This is a genomic window from Stenotrophomonas sp. SbOxS2 (genome assembly GCF_013416715.1).
Classification (GTDB): Bacteria; Pseudomonadota; Gammaproteobacteria; order Xanthomonadales; family Xanthomonadaceae; genus Stenotrophomonas; species Stenotrophomonas lactitubi.
Genome location: NZ_JAAVXD010000009.1, coordinates 23,956 through 39,583 on the forward strand (window position 1 = coordinate 23,956; position 15,628 = coordinate 39,583).

The 15,628-nt window shown below is 66.7% G+C and carries 16 protein-coding genes; 6 read left to right on the plus strand and 10 right to left on the minus strand.

The window, feature by feature from the left end; translation table 11 throughout:
• Positions 1-6 precede the first annotated feature (6 nt).
• The 5 genes from HFK18_RS20425 to rpsU all read right to left on the minus strand — a co-directional run bounded on the left by HFK18_RS20425 (position 7) and on the right by rpsU (position 4,174).
• Positions 7-507: a protein tyrosine phosphatase family protein gene (locus tag HFK18_RS20425; RefSeq protein ID WP_180167643.1), complete on the minus strand. Its 501-nt coding sequence runs from the start codon at positions 505-507 to the stop codon at positions 7-9.
• A gap of 26 nt (positions 508-533) precedes the next feature.
• Positions 534-2,273 carry a DNA primase gene (gene dnaG, locus HFK18_RS20430; protein WP_180167644.1) on the minus strand — a complete coding sequence of 580 codons (1,740 nt, stop codon included), beginning with the start codon at positions 2,271-2,273 and terminating at the stop codon, positions 534-536.
• Positions 2,274-2,332: 59 nt separating this feature from the next.
• Complete coding sequence (locus HFK18_RS20435) at positions 2,333-3,181, minus strand: YihY/virulence factor BrkB family protein (protein WP_230112547.1); 849 nt, start codon at positions 3,179-3,181, stop codon at positions 2,333-2,335.
• Between the two features lie 200 nt (positions 3,182-3,381).
• Positions 3,382-3,825 carry a GatB/YqeY domain-containing protein gene (locus HFK18_RS20440; protein WP_099821346.1) on the minus strand — a complete coding sequence of 148 codons (444 nt, stop codon included), beginning with the start codon at positions 3,823-3,825 and terminating at the stop codon, positions 3,382-3,384.
• A 133-nt stretch (positions 3,826-3,958) separates the two neighbouring features.
• Complete coding sequence (gene rpsU / locus HFK18_RS20445; RefSeq protein ID WP_002808376.1) at positions 3,959-4,174, minus strand: 30S ribosomal protein S21; 216 nt, start codon at positions 4,172-4,174, stop codon at positions 3,959-3,961.
• Positions 4,175-4,341: 167 nt separating this feature from the next.
• Here rpsU and tsaD point away from each other — a divergent pair, with 167 nt between their 5' ends.
• The gene (gene tsaD / locus HFK18_RS20450; protein ID WP_099821347.1) at positions 4,342-5,367 is read left to right on the plus strand and encodes a tRNA (adenosine(37)-N6)-threonylcarbamoyltransferase complex transferase subunit TsaD; all 1,026 of its coding nucleotides are present in this window, start codon (positions 4,342-4,344) and stop codon (positions 5,365-5,367) included.
• A 41-nt stretch (positions 5,368-5,408) separates the two neighbouring features.
• Here the strand turns inward: tsaD and HFK18_RS20455 are convergent, their stop codons facing one another.
• A complete protein-coding gene (locus HFK18_RS20455) occupies positions 5,409-6,092 on the minus strand; it encodes a hypothetical protein (protein WP_343124864.1) in 684 nt (227 codons plus the stop codon).
• 329 nt (positions 6,093-6,421) lie between these two features.
• Between HFK18_RS20455 and folB the strand changes: the two genes are divergently transcribed.
• The 4 genes from folB to HFK18_RS20475 all read left to right on the plus strand — a co-directional run bounded on the left by folB (position 6,422) and on the right by HFK18_RS20475 (position 11,172).
• Positions 6,422-6,775: a dihydroneopterin aldolase gene (gene folB, locus HFK18_RS20460; RefSeq protein WP_025878255.1), complete on the plus strand. Its 354-nt coding sequence runs from the start codon at positions 6,422-6,424 to the stop codon at positions 6,773-6,775.
• Between the two features lie 92 nt (positions 6,776-6,867).
• Positions 6,868-8,139 carry a mechanosensitive ion channel domain-containing protein gene (locus tag HFK18_RS20465; protein ID WP_100461525.1) on the plus strand — a complete coding sequence of 424 codons (1,272 nt, stop codon included), beginning with the start codon at positions 6,868-6,870 and terminating at the stop codon, positions 8,137-8,139.
• 128 nt (positions 8,140-8,267) lie between these two features.
• Entirely contained in the window at positions 8,268-10,442 is a 2,175-nt protein-coding gene (locus HFK18_RS20470) for a glycoside hydrolase family 3 N-terminal domain-containing protein (RefSeq protein WP_180167646.1), read from the plus strand.
• A 139-nt stretch (positions 10,443-10,581) separates the two neighbouring features.
• Complete coding sequence (locus HFK18_RS20475; protein WP_180167647.1) at positions 10,582-11,172, plus strand: hypothetical protein; 591 nt, start codon at positions 10,582-10,584, stop codon at positions 11,170-11,172.
• Between the two features lie 70 nt (positions 11,173-11,242).
• On the opposite strand, the gene HFK18_RS20480 is transcribed toward HFK18_RS20475, so the two are convergent.
• On the minus strand, positions 11,243-12,406 hold the full coding sequence (locus HFK18_RS20480) for a PQQ-dependent sugar dehydrogenase (protein ID WP_180167648.1): 1,164 nt from the start codon (positions 12,404-12,406) through the stop codon (positions 11,243-11,245).
• A gap of 172 nt (positions 12,407-12,578) precedes the next feature.
• On the opposite strand from HFK18_RS20480, the gene yiaA reads away from it, so the two are divergent.
• Positions 12,579-13,031, plus strand: coding sequence for an inner membrane protein YiaA (yiaA, locus tag HFK18_RS20485; protein ID WP_099821353.1), 453 nt, complete (start codon positions 12,579-12,581; stop codon positions 13,029-13,031).
• Between the two features lie 107 nt (positions 13,032-13,138).
• Here the strand turns inward: yiaA and HFK18_RS20490 are convergent, their stop codons facing one another.
• The 3 genes from HFK18_RS20490 to HFK18_RS20500 all read right to left on the minus strand — a co-directional run bounded on the left by HFK18_RS20490 (position 13,139) and on the right by HFK18_RS20500 (position 15,616).
• Complete coding sequence (locus HFK18_RS20490) at positions 13,139-13,471, minus strand: hypothetical protein (protein WP_180167649.1); 333 nt, start codon at positions 13,469-13,471, stop codon at positions 13,139-13,141.
• 82 nt (positions 13,472-13,553) lie between these two features.
• Entirely contained in the window at positions 13,554-14,855 is a 1,302-nt protein-coding gene (locus HFK18_RS20495) for an amino acid permease (RefSeq protein WP_180167650.1), read from the minus strand.
• A complete protein-coding gene (locus tag HFK18_RS20500; protein ID WP_180167651.1) occupies positions 14,852-15,616 on the minus strand; it encodes a L,D-transpeptidase family protein in 765 nt (254 codons plus the stop codon). Before HFK18_RS20500 ends, HFK18_RS20495 begins: the two co-directional genes overlap by 4 nt.
• Positions 15,617-15,628: the final 12 nt, after the last annotated feature.

Genomic DNA, 15,628 nt, shown 5'->3' on the forward strand with positions numbered 1-15,628 from the left:
GGGGAATCAGTGGGTTGGAGAAGGGATGGCCAGGCGCTCGCGGGTGGCCGCTTCCAGCGACTTCAGGCCGGCACGCTGGCCCAGTTGCAGGGCCTGTTCCGGGCTGGCGTGTTCGTAGCGCGCGTTGAGCAGGCCGAGCACGGCACCGGCGCGGTTGCCGGAGGCGCAGTGCAGCAGCACCGGCCCCTGGCTCTGTTGCAGGGCCTGGTGCACGGCGCGCACGTTGGCGGCATCCAGGCCCTCGGCACCGGCCACCGGAATGCGTACATAGCGCAGGCCCAGCGCTTCGGCCTCGCGCGTTTCATCGAAGCCGCGATCTTCATCGGGTTGGCGCAGGTCGATCACCGTGCGCACGCCCTGTGCCGCCAGTTCGCGCAGTTGCGCAGCCGTGGGCTGGCCGCCGGCGTAGAGGCCGGGGCGGACTTCAGCAAGGGCGGGGTCCGCAGCCCAGGCCGGCAGAACCGGGCAGAGCGACAACAACAGCAGGCAGGTCAGGCGCAGCAGCATGGTCTCTCCGGGGCTGTGTTCTGCCGCTACAGGCGCAGATTGGCGCGGGCCTTGAGCAGCTCGCGCATCTCGTACTTGTCAGTATCGTCCAGACCCTGTTGTCGCTGCTTGGCGTTAAGGTCGTCGATCCGCTGGAACAGCAGCTGCTTCTCCAGCTGCCCGACCGCGTCATGCAGTTCCACCGTCCACATCGCTTCATCGCCCGCCAGCGTCTGCGCGGCCAGGGTGTGCAGCGAGGCCTGTTCCTCGCGGCCGTCGAAATGCTCCAGCAAGGCGCCGGTACTGATGTCCGGGCGTTGTTCGACCAGCCCCAGCAGTTCCAGCAGCAGCTCCACCCCCGGCAGGCGCAGGCCCTGGAAGTGGTGCTTGCCGCCCAGGGTCAGGGCCAGCGAGGGCTGCTGCAGCAGCACGGCGATCGCGCCGCGCACCAGGCTGCGCTTGGCCGCGGGTTGGATCGTGCGCGGCGCGGCGCGTTGAGGCATCTGCGGACGGCCCGCCTGCGCGTTGCCGCCCAGGCCGGTCAGCTGTCCCAGCTGCTGTTTCATCAGGTCGCCGAACGCGCCGTCGGGAATCTGCGCGAGCATCGGCTTGGCGCGCTCGGCCAGCCGTGCCTTGCCGTCCAGCGTGCCCAGGTTGATTTCGCGGGTCAGCTCGTCGAAGAAGAACTGCGACAGCGGTGTGGCCTGTTTCAGGCGCTCATCGAACGCCTCGGCGCCTTCCTTGCGCACGATGCTGTCCGGGTCTTCGCCATCGGGCAGGAACAGGAAGAAGGCCTGGCGGCCGTCCTTCATGCGCGGCAGCACCGATTCCAGCGCTTTCCAGCCGGCGCGGCGGCCGGCGGCGTCGCCGTCGAAGCAGAAGAACACGTCCGGCGCGTTGCGGAACAGCAGCTCGGCATGGTCCGGCGTGGTTGCTGTGCCCAGCGTCGCCACCGCCTGGGTGACGCCGAACTGGAACAGCGAGACCACGTCCATGTAGCCCTCGACCACGATCAGGCGCTCGATCTTCTGGTTGGCTTGGCGCACCTGCCACAGGCCGTACAGTTCGCGGCCCTTGTGGAACAGCGCGGTCTCGGGCGAGTTGAGGTATTTGGGGCCGTCGTCCTTCTCGAACACGCGCCCGCCGAAGGCGATCACCCGGCCACGGCGGTCGAAGATCGGGAACATCACCCGGTCGCGGAATTTGTCGTAGACGTGGCCGCGGTCGTTCTTGGAGAACAGGCCGGCGCGGTCGAGCAGCTTCATCCGCCGCTCGTCCTTGCCCAGCGCATCGCGCAGGCCGCTGTAACCATCCGGCGCATAGCCGATCTGGAAGCGCGCGCGGTTCTCTTCGTCCACGCCGCGGCCGTCGAGGTAACTGCGCGCTTTCTCGCTGCCTTCCAGGTTCTTCTGGAAGAACTTGGTAGCGGCGTCCAGCGCGGAGTACAGCTCGCGGCTGTCATCCTGCTGCTGGGCACTGCGCGGGTTCTCGCTGCGCGGCACTTCCATGCCGGCGCGCTTGGCCAGTTCGTCCACCGCGTCGAGGAACTCGAGGCGGTCGTAGTTCATCAGGAAGCTGATCGCGGTGCCGTGCGCGCCGCAGCCGAAGCAGTGATAGAACTGCTTGGTCGGCGAGACGGTGAACGAGGCCGAGCGTTCGTCATGGAACGGGCAGCGTGCGGCGTACTCCTTGCCCTGGCGCTTCAGCGGCACGCGGCTGCCCACCACCTCGACGATGTCGGAGCGGGCCAGCAGGTCGTCGATGAAAGCGTCGGGGATACGGGCCATGGGCAACAGGACAGGGCGCGGCCGCCAGGGCGCGCTGCGGGGGCGGCAGGTCCCCTAGTTTACTCGCTGGCGGCGGCCGGGCCGGTTTCCTGTGGGGCCACATCGGCGCTGGCCAAGCGTGCACGTGCGTACTGGCGTTCGTCGATCACCGCGGTCATCAACGCACCGACGAAGAACACGGCAGTGGCGTAGTAGATCCAGACCAGCGAAATCACCAGTGCGCCCATCGAGCCGTAGGCGCTGCCGGGGGCAACGGTGCTGATGTAGACGCCGATGCCATAGCGGCCGAGGGTGAACAGCAACGAGGTGATGGCGCCGCCGATGAACGCCTGGCGCCAGGCCACGCGCCGGTCCGGCAGGTAGTGATAGAGGAAGGCGAAGGCCAGCGTGTACAGCAGCAGCGATGTCAGGTAGCCGATCGCGGGCAGCACCGAGGGCAGCTGCGCGAACACCACCTGCAGTGCGGTGGTGGCAGTCATCGACAGGATCAGCAGGAAGCCCAGTGCCAGCACCACGCCGAAAGAGAACACACGCTTGCGCAGCCAGGCCTTGATCCCGTCCAGGCGCTGCCCGCTGGTATGGAAGATCCGGTTCAGCGCGTTCTGCAGCTGCGCGAACACGGCGGTGGCGCCGACGAACAACAGCAACGTGCTCCAGACCCCGGCCAGCGAACCGACGCTGGGCTGGCTGTTGGCGTTGTGCAGCACGGTGTCGGCGACGCTGGCCACGCTGCTGCCGGCCACCGAGCCGATCTGTCCGATCAGTGCCTGCTGCGCCGGTGGATACAACGAGGCGGTCAGCCACAGCAGCAGCACCAGCAGCGGAGCCATCGACAGCAGGGCATAGAAGGAGACCGAAGCGGCCTGGGTCAGCACGTCGATTTCGACGAAGCGCTTGGCCACCGCCATCGGGAAGCTGTCCTGCAGGCGATCGGCGTAGTGGCGAAGCCGTGCGGGGATGCCGTGGGGACGCGTGTCGGTGGGGGCGTTGGATTGCTCGACCATGGGGATGTTGTAGCAGCCGGGGGTCGAAGGGGCAGTGAAACGGGTGCATCAATGGGGTCAGAGCCCTTCCGCGATGCGGAAGGGATCCGACCCTGGATGCTGGCTTACGCCAGCTGCTGCTTGACCAGCTTGGACACCAGGCCCATGTCGGCCTGGCCGGCGAGCTTGGGCTTCAGTGCGCCCATCAGCTTGCCCATGTCGGCTGCGCTGCTGGCGCCGGTCTCGGCGATGGCCGCCTGGATCGCCGCGACGATCTCGGCTTCGCCCATCTTGGCCGGCAGGTAGGCTTCGATCACCACGATCTCGGCGCGCTCGATTTCCGCCAGGTCTTCGCGGTTGGCTGCTTCAAACTGGCTGACCGAGTCCTTGCGCTGCTTGACCATCTTGTCGAGCACGGCGATCACGGCGGTGTCGTCGAGCTCGATGCGCTCGTCGACTTCCTTCTGCTTGATGGCCGCGTTGATCAGGCGGATGACGCCCAGCTTGTGCTTTTCGCCGCCCTTCATGGCGGCCTTCATGTCTTCGGTGAGCTGCTGCTTCATGCTCATGGCGAACCTCGTGGTGGTGGTGGGGCAGGGCGGACGCCCAGGCCCGGAAACGCAAAAAGCCGGCGACGCTCGCGCGTGCCGGCTTCGACTCCATCGCGGCAGGGGATGCCCACCGCAATGAAGATGCGTCCGATCAGTACAGGCGCTGACGCTTGGTAACGTCGCGCGACGAGCGGCGCAGCTGACGCTTCACAGCAGCGGCGGCTTTGCGCTTACGCTCCTGGGTCGGCTTTTCGTAGAACTCGCGCTTGCGGGTTTCGGCCAGCACACCGGCCTTTTCGCAAGTGCGCTTGAAGCGGCGAAGAGCAAACTCAAAGGGTTCGTTCTCGCGGACTTTGACGCTGGGCATGGAATCTCCGGGACACAGTAGAACCGGGTCACGCCCGGCGAGCCGCACATTATAGTGGCGAATAAACAAACTGCAAGCCACAAATCCTGAATAGGGGCAAGTTGTTGGATTGCAGTGAGACCTGCCAGTTCCCCCGAGGGGCTGGCAGGGGCGTCATAATAGCAGGCATGCGAGTCCTTGGCATCGAATCTTCCTGTGATGAGACCGGCGTGGCGGTGTATGACACCGACCTGTCCGGCAGCGCGGCCCTGCGCGCCCATGCGGTCTACAGCCAGATCGCCCTGCACGCCGAGTACGGCGGTGTGGTGCCCGAGCTGGCCAGCCGTGACCACGTGCGCAAGCTGCTGCCGCTGGTGCGGCAGACGCTGGCCGAAGCCGGCCTCGGCGTGAACGACATCGACGGGGTGGCCTATACCGCCGGCCCCGGCCTGGTCGGGGCGCTGCTGGTGGGCGCCGGCGTGGCCCGGTCCCTGGCCTGGGCACTGGAGGTCCCCGCCGTGGGTGTGCACCACATGGAAGGCCATCTGCTGGCGCCGCTGATGGAAGACGACCCGCCGCAGGCTCCGTTCGTGGCCCTGCTGGTGTCCGGCGGCCATACCCAGCTGGTGGCCGTCGATGCCATCGGCCAGTACCGCCTGCTGGGCGAAACCCTGGACGACGCGGCCGGTGAAGCCTTCGACAAGACCGCCAAGATGATGGGCCTGCCGTACCCGGGTGGACCGCAGCTGGCCAAGCTGGCCGAGCAGGGCACGCCGGGCGTCTACCGCTTCACGCGGCCGATGACCGATCGCCCGGGCCTGGATTTCAGTTTCTCCGGCCTGAAGACCCAGGTCCTGATGGCCTGGCGCGACAGCGACCAGAGCGAGCAGACCCGCGCCGACATCGCCCGTGGTTTTGAAGACGCCGTGGTCGAGACCCTGTCCATCAAGTGCGAGCGCGCGCTGGAAGCGGCGGGCACCAATGTGATCGTGGTGGCCGGCGGCGTCGGCGCCAACAAGCGTCTGCGCGCCCGCCTGCAGCAGATGGCCGAGCGCCTCGGCGGCCGCGCCTGCTTCCCGCGGCCGGCGCTGTGCACCGACAACGGCGCGATGATTGCCTTCGCTGGCGCATTGCGTCTGCAGGCCGGCCAGCACAGTCCGCCCAAGGTGGAAGTGACCCCGCGCTGGGACATGGCAACCCTGCCGGCGGTCTGAGCCGGACCTGTTACTGTCGTGCCGGCCGCTGGCCGGCAACGTCATCGACGTTTGCCAAGCAGCGGCGAGGCCGCCAGCACCGTCGTCGCCCGTTCATGGCGCTGCAGCCAACCCAGGGTGTGCGGGCAACGGGCGTGGATCAGGCGCCCGATCGCGGCCAGGTCGGCACCGATGTCACGTTCGAGGATGGGTTCGTGGTGGGCGATGCGGTTGCGCAGCTGGCGGATGCGGTCTAGGTCGGCATGGATGGTGGTGCGGACGATGCCGACAGTGTTCTGTGGAGCGTTGGGCAGAGCGATCTTCAGGCTTCGCGTCCACAGGGGCCCCTCAAAGCGTCGTGTAAAGAGGTGCTGCCAGAATGCGAATCGGAGGCTGGCGATGATCTCTGGCGTGTTCATCTGCTGATTCGATCGCCTGTGCAGGTCCTGCAGCGCCGACAGCGCACCATCGGCGGGCATGCGCTGCAGCAATGCTGGATGCCATGGCCAGCGGGGACCATAGGCATGCGCCAGTGCTGCGGCGACTGCGTTGCGGATGACGATTTCGCAGATGTGAAGCGGCGATAGCAAAGCGCCACACATCTGCATGTTCCAGACATACAGCGAGGTCGCATCCAGGGAATGACGAACTGCGATGCGTTTGTAGGTTGCCCAGCGTGGTCGGGATAGTGCTGCTTGCAGAATCCTCTGCTCTTTCATTGTCGGCGGCATCACGTTGTGGATCACCAGCGTGCGCCGGAAGCCGAACAGGTGATATCGGGCAATGCCAGCCGCTTGCCTGGCAGAACTCCCAACGGCATTCGGATTTCTCCGGAATGTCGTGAATGCCTCTGGACGGCAGGGGAAATGATCTTCATCCTTCGCAGCGTGTGCTTCGGGACTCGCGGCTGGATTCCAGCTCCCCCCGAGGACGTTGAGAGGTACCAAAGGGCCCCGCTAGCAGGGCCCTTTGTCTTTTCCAGCCCCTGTGAATGCCCGGCGGCCCATCGCCCGTTCCGGGCAGGCTCACCGCCGTCCCGTTACCATGACCGCCTGTTTTCCGGCTGGTAACCGCAATGGACAAGGTTTTCATCGAAGGGCTGACGATCGACGCCCTGATCGGGATCTACGACTGGGAGCGGCGGATCCGCCAGGACCTCGTGTTCGATCTGGAGATGGGCTTCGACAACCGTCGCCCGGCGGCCAGCGATGACATTGCCCATACCCTGAACTACAAGGCGGTCAGCAAGCGCCTGGAGCAGTTCGTGCGTGAATCGGAGTTCGGCCTGGTGGAAACGCTCGCCGAGCGCTGCGCGCAGATCGTGCTGGACGAGTTCGACGTGAAGTGGCTGCGCCTGAAGCTGAGCAAGCCCGGTGCGGTACGCGGCGCGCGCGCGGTCGGCGTGATCATCGAACGCTCGCGGGACTGACCCGCTACTGCCAGCCGCCGGCTGGCACCCCCCGGTAGTGCCGGCCGCTGGCCGGCAACCTCAAGAACACTGATACAGACAGGAGACAACCGATGGTGGACGCAGTGGTGGCGGTACAGTGGCTGGAACAGCTGCAGAACACACTGGAACCCTATCCTGGCGCCTACCTGGCGTTGATGATCTCGGCCCTGCTGATCGCAGCTGGCCTGGCCAACTGGGTGACCAAGCGCATCCTGGTGCGCGGCCTGCGACGCCTGCTGCAGCGCCTGCCGGGCGCCGAGTCCGGGCGTGGCAGCCACCTGATGCGGGTCATCGCGCGCCTGTCCAACGTGGTGCCCAGCCAGGTGATCGCCTCGGGCATCACCCTCATTCCTGACCTGCCGCCAGGCCTGGTCAACGTCATCATCAAGCTGTGCATCGTGTGGGCGGTACTGACCGTATCGATGGCGTTCTCGCATGCGCTGGATGCGGCCAACAGCCTGTACGAGCGCAAGCCCGATGCACGCAACAAGCCGATCAAGGGCTACCTGCAGGTGGTCAAGATCGTGGTGTTCGTGGCCGCGGGCCTGTCGATCGTCGCCACCCTGCTGGGGGTGAAGCTGGGCCCACTGGTCACCGGCCTGGGCGCGGCCACCGCGGTGCTGATGCTGATCTTCCAGGACACCATCCTGTCACTGGTGGCCAGCGTGCAGATCAGTGGCGATGGCCGCGTGCGCATCGGCGACTGGATCGAGATGCCCAGCCAGAACGCCGACGGCGATGTCATCGATATCGCCCTGCATACCGTCACCGTGCAGAACTTCGACAAGACCATCACCACCATCCCGACCAAGAAGCTGGTGACCGAGTCGTTCAAGAACTGGCGTGGCATGCAGGAAGCGGGGGGCCGCCGGATCAAGCGCGCGCTGTACCTGGACCAGCACAGCGTGCGCTTCATGGAAGAGGACGACCTGGCCTTCCTTGGCCAGTTCGCCCTGCTGGGCGACTACCTGCGCGGCAAGCAGCAGGAGCTGGGCCAGTGGAACGGGCGCCTGCGCGAGCAGGGCGTGGCCGAGGTCAACAGCCGCCGGGTGACCAACCTGGGCACGTTCCGGGCCTACGTGGAGCGCTATCTGGCCAGCCACCCGGGCATCCACACCGACATGACCCTGCTGGTGCGCCAGCTGCAGCCGACCACCGAAGGCCTGCCGCTGGAGCTGTACTGCTTCACCCGCAGCACCGCTTGGGGCGAGTACGAAGCGGTGCAGTCGGACATCTTCGACCACCTGCTGGCGATCCTGCCGGCCTTTGGCCTGCGGGTGTTCCAGGCGTCCAGCGACGCCATGTTGATGGCCGGGCAGCGCCAGTTGGCCGGCTCGGAGTAAGCTGCGATGCCCCCGGCCGGACCGTACGGATCCGGCTGGTGGCTGAAACTGAATGACGAAACCTCTCGCCAAATCGTCCGGGATCGCTAGAATGCCGGGCTTGTAAACGTTTTCATCAAGGACTGCCGGTGGCCTCCGATCGCATCGAATCCCTCATTGCCCAGATGACCGTCGAGGAAAAAGTCGGCCAGCTGGGTGTCTTCGCGGACATGGTCCGCCCGTTCGCCCCGGACGTGAACCCGGAAGCCAACGTGCGCAATGCCGACCAGGTGTTGCAGCAGGTGCGCGAGGGCAAGGTCGGCTCGCTGTTCAACGGTGTCGGCGCCGAGCTCGGCCGCCGCATCCAGCAGGTCGCCACCGAGGAGAGCCGCCTGGGCATCCCGGTGATCCTGGCTGCCGACGTGATCCACGGCATGCGCACCGTGTTCCCGATTCCGCTGGGCGAGGCCGCGAGCTTCGAGCCGGACCTGGCCGAGCGCACGGCGCGCGCCACTGCGGTTGAAGCCACCGCTGCCGGCCTGCACTGGACCTACGCACCGGCAGTGGACATCGCCCGTGACCAGCGCTGGGGCCGCGGTGCCGAAGGTGCTGGTGAGGACGTGGTACTGGGCTGTGCGTTTGCCGCCGCCCGCGTGCGTGGCTTCCAGGGCAGCGACCTGCGCGCCGCCGATTCGCTGCTGGCCACGCCCAAGCACTTCGCCGCCTACGGCGCGGTGATGGCCGGCATGGAATACAACATGGTGGACATCTCGCCGCAGACCCTGCGCGACGTGCACCTGCCGCCGTTCAAGGCCGCCTTCGACGCTGGCGCGATCACCGTGATGTCCTCGTTCAACGACATCAACGGCGTGCCGGCCAGCGCCAACGCCGAGCTGCTGACCGACATCCTGCGCGGTGAATGGAAGTTCCCGGGCGTGGTGATCTCCGACTACACCGCCGACATGGAACTGGTCGCGCATGGCTATGCCGCCGACGACCGCGATGCCACTGCCAAGGCGTTCACCGCCGGCCTCGACCTGAGCATGCAGAGCGGCTTCTACGCCGAGCACCTGCCGGGCCTGGTCGAGAGCGGCGAGGTGCCGATGAGCGTGCTGGATGAGGGCGTGCGCCGCATCCTGTGGCTGAAGGAAACCATCGGCCTGTTCGAGGACCCGTACCGTTCGCTGGACCCGGCGCGCGAAGCCGATACCTCGCACATTGCCGCCCACGACGAACTGTCGCGTGATGCCGCGCGTCGTTCGATCGTGCTGCTGAACAACCGTGACAACGTGCTGCCGCTGCAGAAGAACGGGCAGAAGATCGCGCTGATCGGCCCGTTCGTGCAGGACCGCGACAACATCGAAGGCTGCTGGACGCTGTTCGGCGACAAGCAGCGTTACGTGGATCTGGAAACCGGCGTGCGCGCGGCCATCGGCGATGACGCGCTGCTGGAAGTGGTGCCGGGTTGCGAGCTGGAAGTGGCCATTGCCGGTGGCACTGAAGCGGCCGTGGCGGCTGCGCTGCGTGCCGACGTGGTGGTGCTGGCGCTGGGCGAGCCGCAGCGTTACAGCGGTGAGGCACAGTCGCGCGTGGAGATCACCCTGCCACCGGCGCAGCAGGCGCTGGCCGAAGCGGTGGCGATGACCGGCAAGCCGCTGGTGGTGCTGCTGCGCAATGGTCGCGCGCTGGCACTGCAGGGCGCGGTGCGCAATGCCCATGCCGTGGCCATCACCTGGTACCTGGGCACGCAGACCGGCCATGCCGTGGCCGATGTGCTGTTCGGCGATTACAGCCCGTCCGGCCGCCTGCCGGTCAGCTTCCCGCAGGTGTCCGGCCAGCAGCCGTACTTCTATAACCACCCACGCACCGGCCGCCCGGAACTGCCGACGATGTCGGAGTTCAAGGCACGCTGGCGCGAGATCCCGAACGAGCCGCTGTATCCGTTCGGCCACGGCATCGGTTACACCACCTTCGCCTACGGCGTGCCGCAGCTGAGCAGCGCGCGCGTCGGCTGGGACGACACCCTGACCCTGACCACCACGCTGACCAACACCGGCAACGTGGCCGGCGAGGAAGTGGTGCAGTTGTACATCCATGACCGCGTGGCCAGCCGCGTGCGGCCGGTGCGTGAGCTGAAGGACTTCCGCAAGGTGGCCCTGCAGCCGGGCGAATCGACCGAGGTGGTGTTCACCCTGACCCGCGAGCAGCTGGCATTCACCGGCCGCGACGGCGTGCTGCGTGCCGAGCCGGGCCTGTTCGACGTGTGGGTGTGTGCCTCGTCGATGGCCGGTGACGCAGTGCAGTTCGAGCTGCTGAAGGCCTGATAGGTAGAGCATCCACGCATGGCGTGGATCTACTGGCAATGAGGAGCGCCGGGCCATGCCCGGCGTCCTCACCCATGGCGAACACGCCGGGCGCGGCCCGGCGCTACGATCGGACTCCCTGTATCGATGGAGACCGCACATGCGCACGATGGCCTACCTTGTTCCTGTCCTGTTGCTGGCAGCGTGCTCGCAGCCGGCATCGCCGCCCGAGCCCGCTGCCGATGCGCCGCCGCCGATGACCGGTGCGACGCCGGCCGAGGCGGCCGCCAGCACCACGCCCGATGCCGTTGCGGCGCCGCAGGCTGCGGCGGAACATGCGAAGGATGCGGCGGCGACGCCTGCGGATGCTTCCAGCCCCGTCGAGCCCGCAGCAGACGACGCCCGCGCGCGCATCGAGACGCTGCTTGGCGATGCGGCGCAGTATGAAAAAGTATTCAATGCCTTCAAGACCGCCGTAGTCGCTGGTGACCGTCCTGCGGTGGTTGAAGAAGTGCGCTTCCCACTGAACATCAGTGGTGGCAAGAAGATCACCGGGCCCGGTGAATTCCAGCGCAACTACGAAAAGATCATCACCCCGGCGGTGGTCAAGGCGGTGTCCGCGCAGGAGTTCGGCACGGTGTTCGTCAACCAGCAGGGCGTGATGATCGGCGATGGCCAGGTGTGGTTGAACGGCCAGTGCCTGGACAAGGCCTGCACGCGCACGGAAGTGAAGGTCATCACCATCCAGTGAAAGCAGACGGCCCCGCATGCGGGGCCGTTGCAGTTCGGTAGTGCCGGCCGCTGGCCGGCAACCCGGCCAATCAGGCCTTCGGCGTGAGCTTCAGCAGCCGTGCCTTGCTGCCGTCTTCCAGCAGCCACAGCGCGCCATCCGGGCCCTGTTCAACTTCGCGGATGCGCTCGCCCATGTTGAAGCGTTCGGCTTCGCGTGCGTTGTCGCCGTCGAAGGCAACGCGCACCAGGGACGTGGACGACAGGCCACCGATGAAGGCGCTGCCCTTCCACTGCGGGAACAGGTTGCCGCTGTAGAACATCAGGCCGGCCGGGGAAATCACCGGGTTCCAGGTCACCTTCGGTGCGGCGAATTCCGGGCGGGTGTCGTGGTCGGGAATCGGACGGCCGTCGTAGTGGTCGCCGTTGGACACGATCGGGTAGCCGTAGTTGGCACCGCGCACGATCAGGTTCAGCTCATCGCCGCCGGCCGGGCCCATCTCCTGCGCCCACAGCTTGCCATTGGCATCGAAGGCGATGCCCAGCACATTGCGGTGCCCCAGCGACCATACCTGTGCGGCCACGCCACCCTGCGAGGCGAACGGATTGTCGGCCGGCAGGCTGCCGTCGTCGTTGAGACGGATGATCTTGCCCAGGTTGCCGCTCATGTCCTGCGCCGGATCGAACTTCTGCCGTTCGCTGGAACTGATCCACAGCTTGCCGTCCGGGCCGAAGGCCAGGCGGTGGCCGTAGTGGCCTTCGCCACTGACCTTCGGCGTCTGCCGCCAGATCACCTTCAGGTCTTTCAGCTGGCCGCCGCCGTTGGCGTCGAGGGCGAGGGTGGCACGGGCCACGGCCGCGCCGCGCGTATCCAGCGTGCCTTCCTCGGCATAGCTGACGTAGACCAGGTGGTTGCGGGCGAAATCCGGATGCAGGATCACGTCACCGAAACCGCCCTGGCCGCCGTAAGCGACCTTGGGGACACCGGTGATCTCATGCTTCTGGCCACTGGCCAGGTCGAGGTGCTGCAGCTTGCCGCGCTTTTCGGTCACCAGCAGGCTGCCATCGGGCAGGAAGGTCATCGCCCACGGCTGGTCGAAACGGCTGACCTCGGTGGCGGTGAAGGGGCGTTGGTCGTTGGCGGTGGCGGCTGCCGGTGCCTTCTGACCTGTCGCATCAGGGCCGGCTGCATTGCAGGCGGTGGTGGCGAGGATCGGCAGCAGGCCGAGTGCGAGCAGCAGGGGTGTGCGGGTCATGGGTATCTCCAGCGGAAGGGGATGCGGATGGCCAGGCTCTCCCTTGTATACCACTGGTGGGGTGACGGTCGTGGCCCGAAGGTCCTGCTACCCCCCTGTGCGGCATGGCGCGGATCGTCTAGGGTGTTCTCGCCCGGGCAAAGCATGCCCGCCTGTCTGCCAAGGAACTGCAATGAACGCACCCCTTATCCATCGACCTTCGCCCGCCTTCATCGCCGCCTCGTGGGTGGCCCTGCTGCTGGGGGCGGTGGCCTACCTGGTAGGCTTGTTCAATGCCGAAATGCCGCTGAACGAAAAGGGCTATTACCTGACCCTGCTGCTGTTCGGCCTGTTCGCGGCGGTATCACTGCAGAAGAGTGTGCGCGACCGCGTCGAGAGCATTCCGGTGAGCGGCCTGTACTACGCACTGTGCTGGTTCGCGCTGCTGTCGGCGCTGTTGCTGCTGCTGGTCGGTCTGTGGAACGCCACCCTGGTGCTGAGCGAAAAGGGTTTCTATGGCATGGCCTTCGCGCTGTCGCTGTTTGGCGCGGTGGCGGTGCAGAAGAACACCCGCGACCTGATTGCCGCGAATGCCGCTGAGCCCAAGCGCGCCTCGTCGATTCCGCCGCTGCCGGAACAGGACTGACGGGCGGAGGTAGAGCCGAGCCCATGCTCGGCTGCTGTGTATCGGCAGCCGAGCGGGCTCGACTCTGGATACACAGCCGAGCATGGGCTCGGCTCTACAGGGCATGGTTATCCGCGGCTGTTCCGGTGCGGGTCCAGGTTCACTGCTTCTTCCCAGCCGCGACGCACGGCGCTGCGCGCCTGCGCCCATTCCAGCCGGCTCTTGCCGCGCTCCTTCGCCCATCGCGATTCCAGCTCGCCTTCGATCTCTTCGTATGCGCGGATCATGTCCTGCGCGCGCGCCGTGTGGCCGATCTGGTACGCCGGCTCGTAATCGTCGAAGAACAGCTGGTTGTCGTAGTACGGCTCGCTGGTATAGCGATCACGCCAGTAGTCCGAAACCGCCTGGCGTGGGGTTCCGTCTTCCGGCACGCGGCCGGGGATCTGGTAATCAGTGCTCATGGGCAGGAGGCTCCGTGGTGGACGAAGCCTGATCCTGCCTGTCGCCCGGTTAACGCGTCGGGCCGGCAGCGTGATCGGCAGGTCAATCGGCGCTGGCGTCCTTGCGCGGCAGCTTGTAGATGACCGCGCCAACCGCGAAGGCGACCAGCGCCGCGGCGATGTTCTGCCAACTGGCACTGGCGAACAGGGCCACGCACAGCAGCAGGGCCAGCACCGGAATCAACGGGCCACCGGGCAGCTTCAGCGCGCCGGGGCGGTCCGCATAGCGCTTGGCCAGTACCAACACCGCTGCTGCAGTACCAATGTAGGCGAACAGGCGCGTGGTCATCGACAGCAGCGCCAGCTGCACGAACGAGCCGGACAGTGCCAGGCCGAGGGCGATCAGGCCCTGGCAGAAGATCGCTGCGGCCGGGGTACGGAAGCGTGGGTGCACCTGCGCCAGCACCTTCGGGCCGTAGCCATCGCGGGCCAGCGCGAACAGGAAGCGCGGGCCCATCATCATCGTGTTGCTGTTGGTGCCGAGGATGGAGATGGTCGCGCCCACGGTGAGGATCAGCGCCAGCGCCTCACCACCGAAGCTGGAAGCGGCATCGGCCAGCGGCGTGGCCGACGCGGCCAGGCCCGGCAGCGTGCCTTGCGCCACGATCTGCACTGCCGCGTAGATCACGGTGACGGTGACGATCATGGTGATCAGCGCAAACGGGATGTCGCGGCGTGGGTTGCGGTATTCGCCGGCCGCGGCCGGGATGTTCTCGAACCCGGCATAAGCATACAGCAGCAACAGCGCTGCCTCGCCCATGCGCTGCAGGTCGTGCGGGTCCGGGCGCTGGCCGGAGAAGGCGAGCTGCGGGTCGATGTAGAACGCGCCGATGGCCACGAACAACAGCAGCGGCAGCATCTTGCCGATCACCAGCACGATGCCGGTACGGGCGGCCGACCGCACGCCGATGATGTTCACCCCGGTCAGGAAACCGAGCGAGACCACGATGATCGCTATGCGGCCCATGCCGGCGCCTGCCCATGGCCAGAACCGCGCCACGGCGTCGGCCAACGCATTGCTGAGCGCTGCAGCGGAGCTGATGCGGGTCAGCCAGATCATCCAGCCGATCTCGAAGCCGGCAAAGCGGCCGAAGGCTTCGCGCGCGTACAGGTAGCTGCCACCGGGTTCATCGAAATAGCTGGCTGCCTGCGCGTAGCACAGCACCAGCAGGGCGACGACGATGCCGGCAGCGACCACGCCCCACAGGCTGAAGGGGCCGAGCAGGGCGACCGTAGCCGCAGGCAGCAGGTAGATGCCACTGCCGACCACGTCGTTGATCGAGAGGCCAACAATCTGCCAGCGGCTGACGGCGCGTTGCAATTGGGGTTCGTCGGCGGCGCTCAACGTGCGGCTCCTTCAAGCGCAGGCAGTTTCCACTGTGCCTGCAGGCGCTGGTATTCGGCGCGTGGCAGCAGCACGAAACGTGGCGTGTCCTGCGGGCGCAGCCAGTCCAGCAATGCCTGCATGCGCGCCTGTGGCATCGCGGTACAGCCAGCGGTGGCCTCGCCGGGCTGGCGCCACAGATGGGCAAAGATGCAGCTACCCTTGCCGGGCTGGTTATCCGGGTTGTGCGCGATCACGAAGCCTTCCTGGTAACGCACGTCGCCCTTGTTGTGCAGGTCCAGCCGCATCGGTTCGGTGGAGCCGGTGATGGCGGCACTGCCAACCTTCTTTGCATCGACGATGCGGTTGTAGAACGGCGATGCCGGTACGTCCATGCAGTAGCTGGTGCTGCTCATCGGCTGGTAGGTCATCGCCGTGCTGGGCCGGGTGACGGCATAACCGAACGCGCTGCCCAGCGCGAACACGCCGGCCGGACTGCGACCGTCCCCTTCCTGTTTCTGCGGACCGTCGGCTTGGGCAGGATGCAGGCCCAGGCCCCAGGCACTACCGGTGCGACCCAGCGCAACCGGGAACGACTGGCCGTGCTTGCGCCATTGCTTGCCGTCGCGCACGAAGGCCTGCAGCTGTCCCTGCGTGCTGTCCCAGCTGTCGCTGGTGACGACGATCAATTGGCGTGCCTCATCCAGCGGGGCAGCATGGACAGTGACGGCAGCCGCGAGCAGCAGCGCGGCGGATGCAAGGCGGGCCAGCAGCAGGTTCATCGGGCGCTCCGG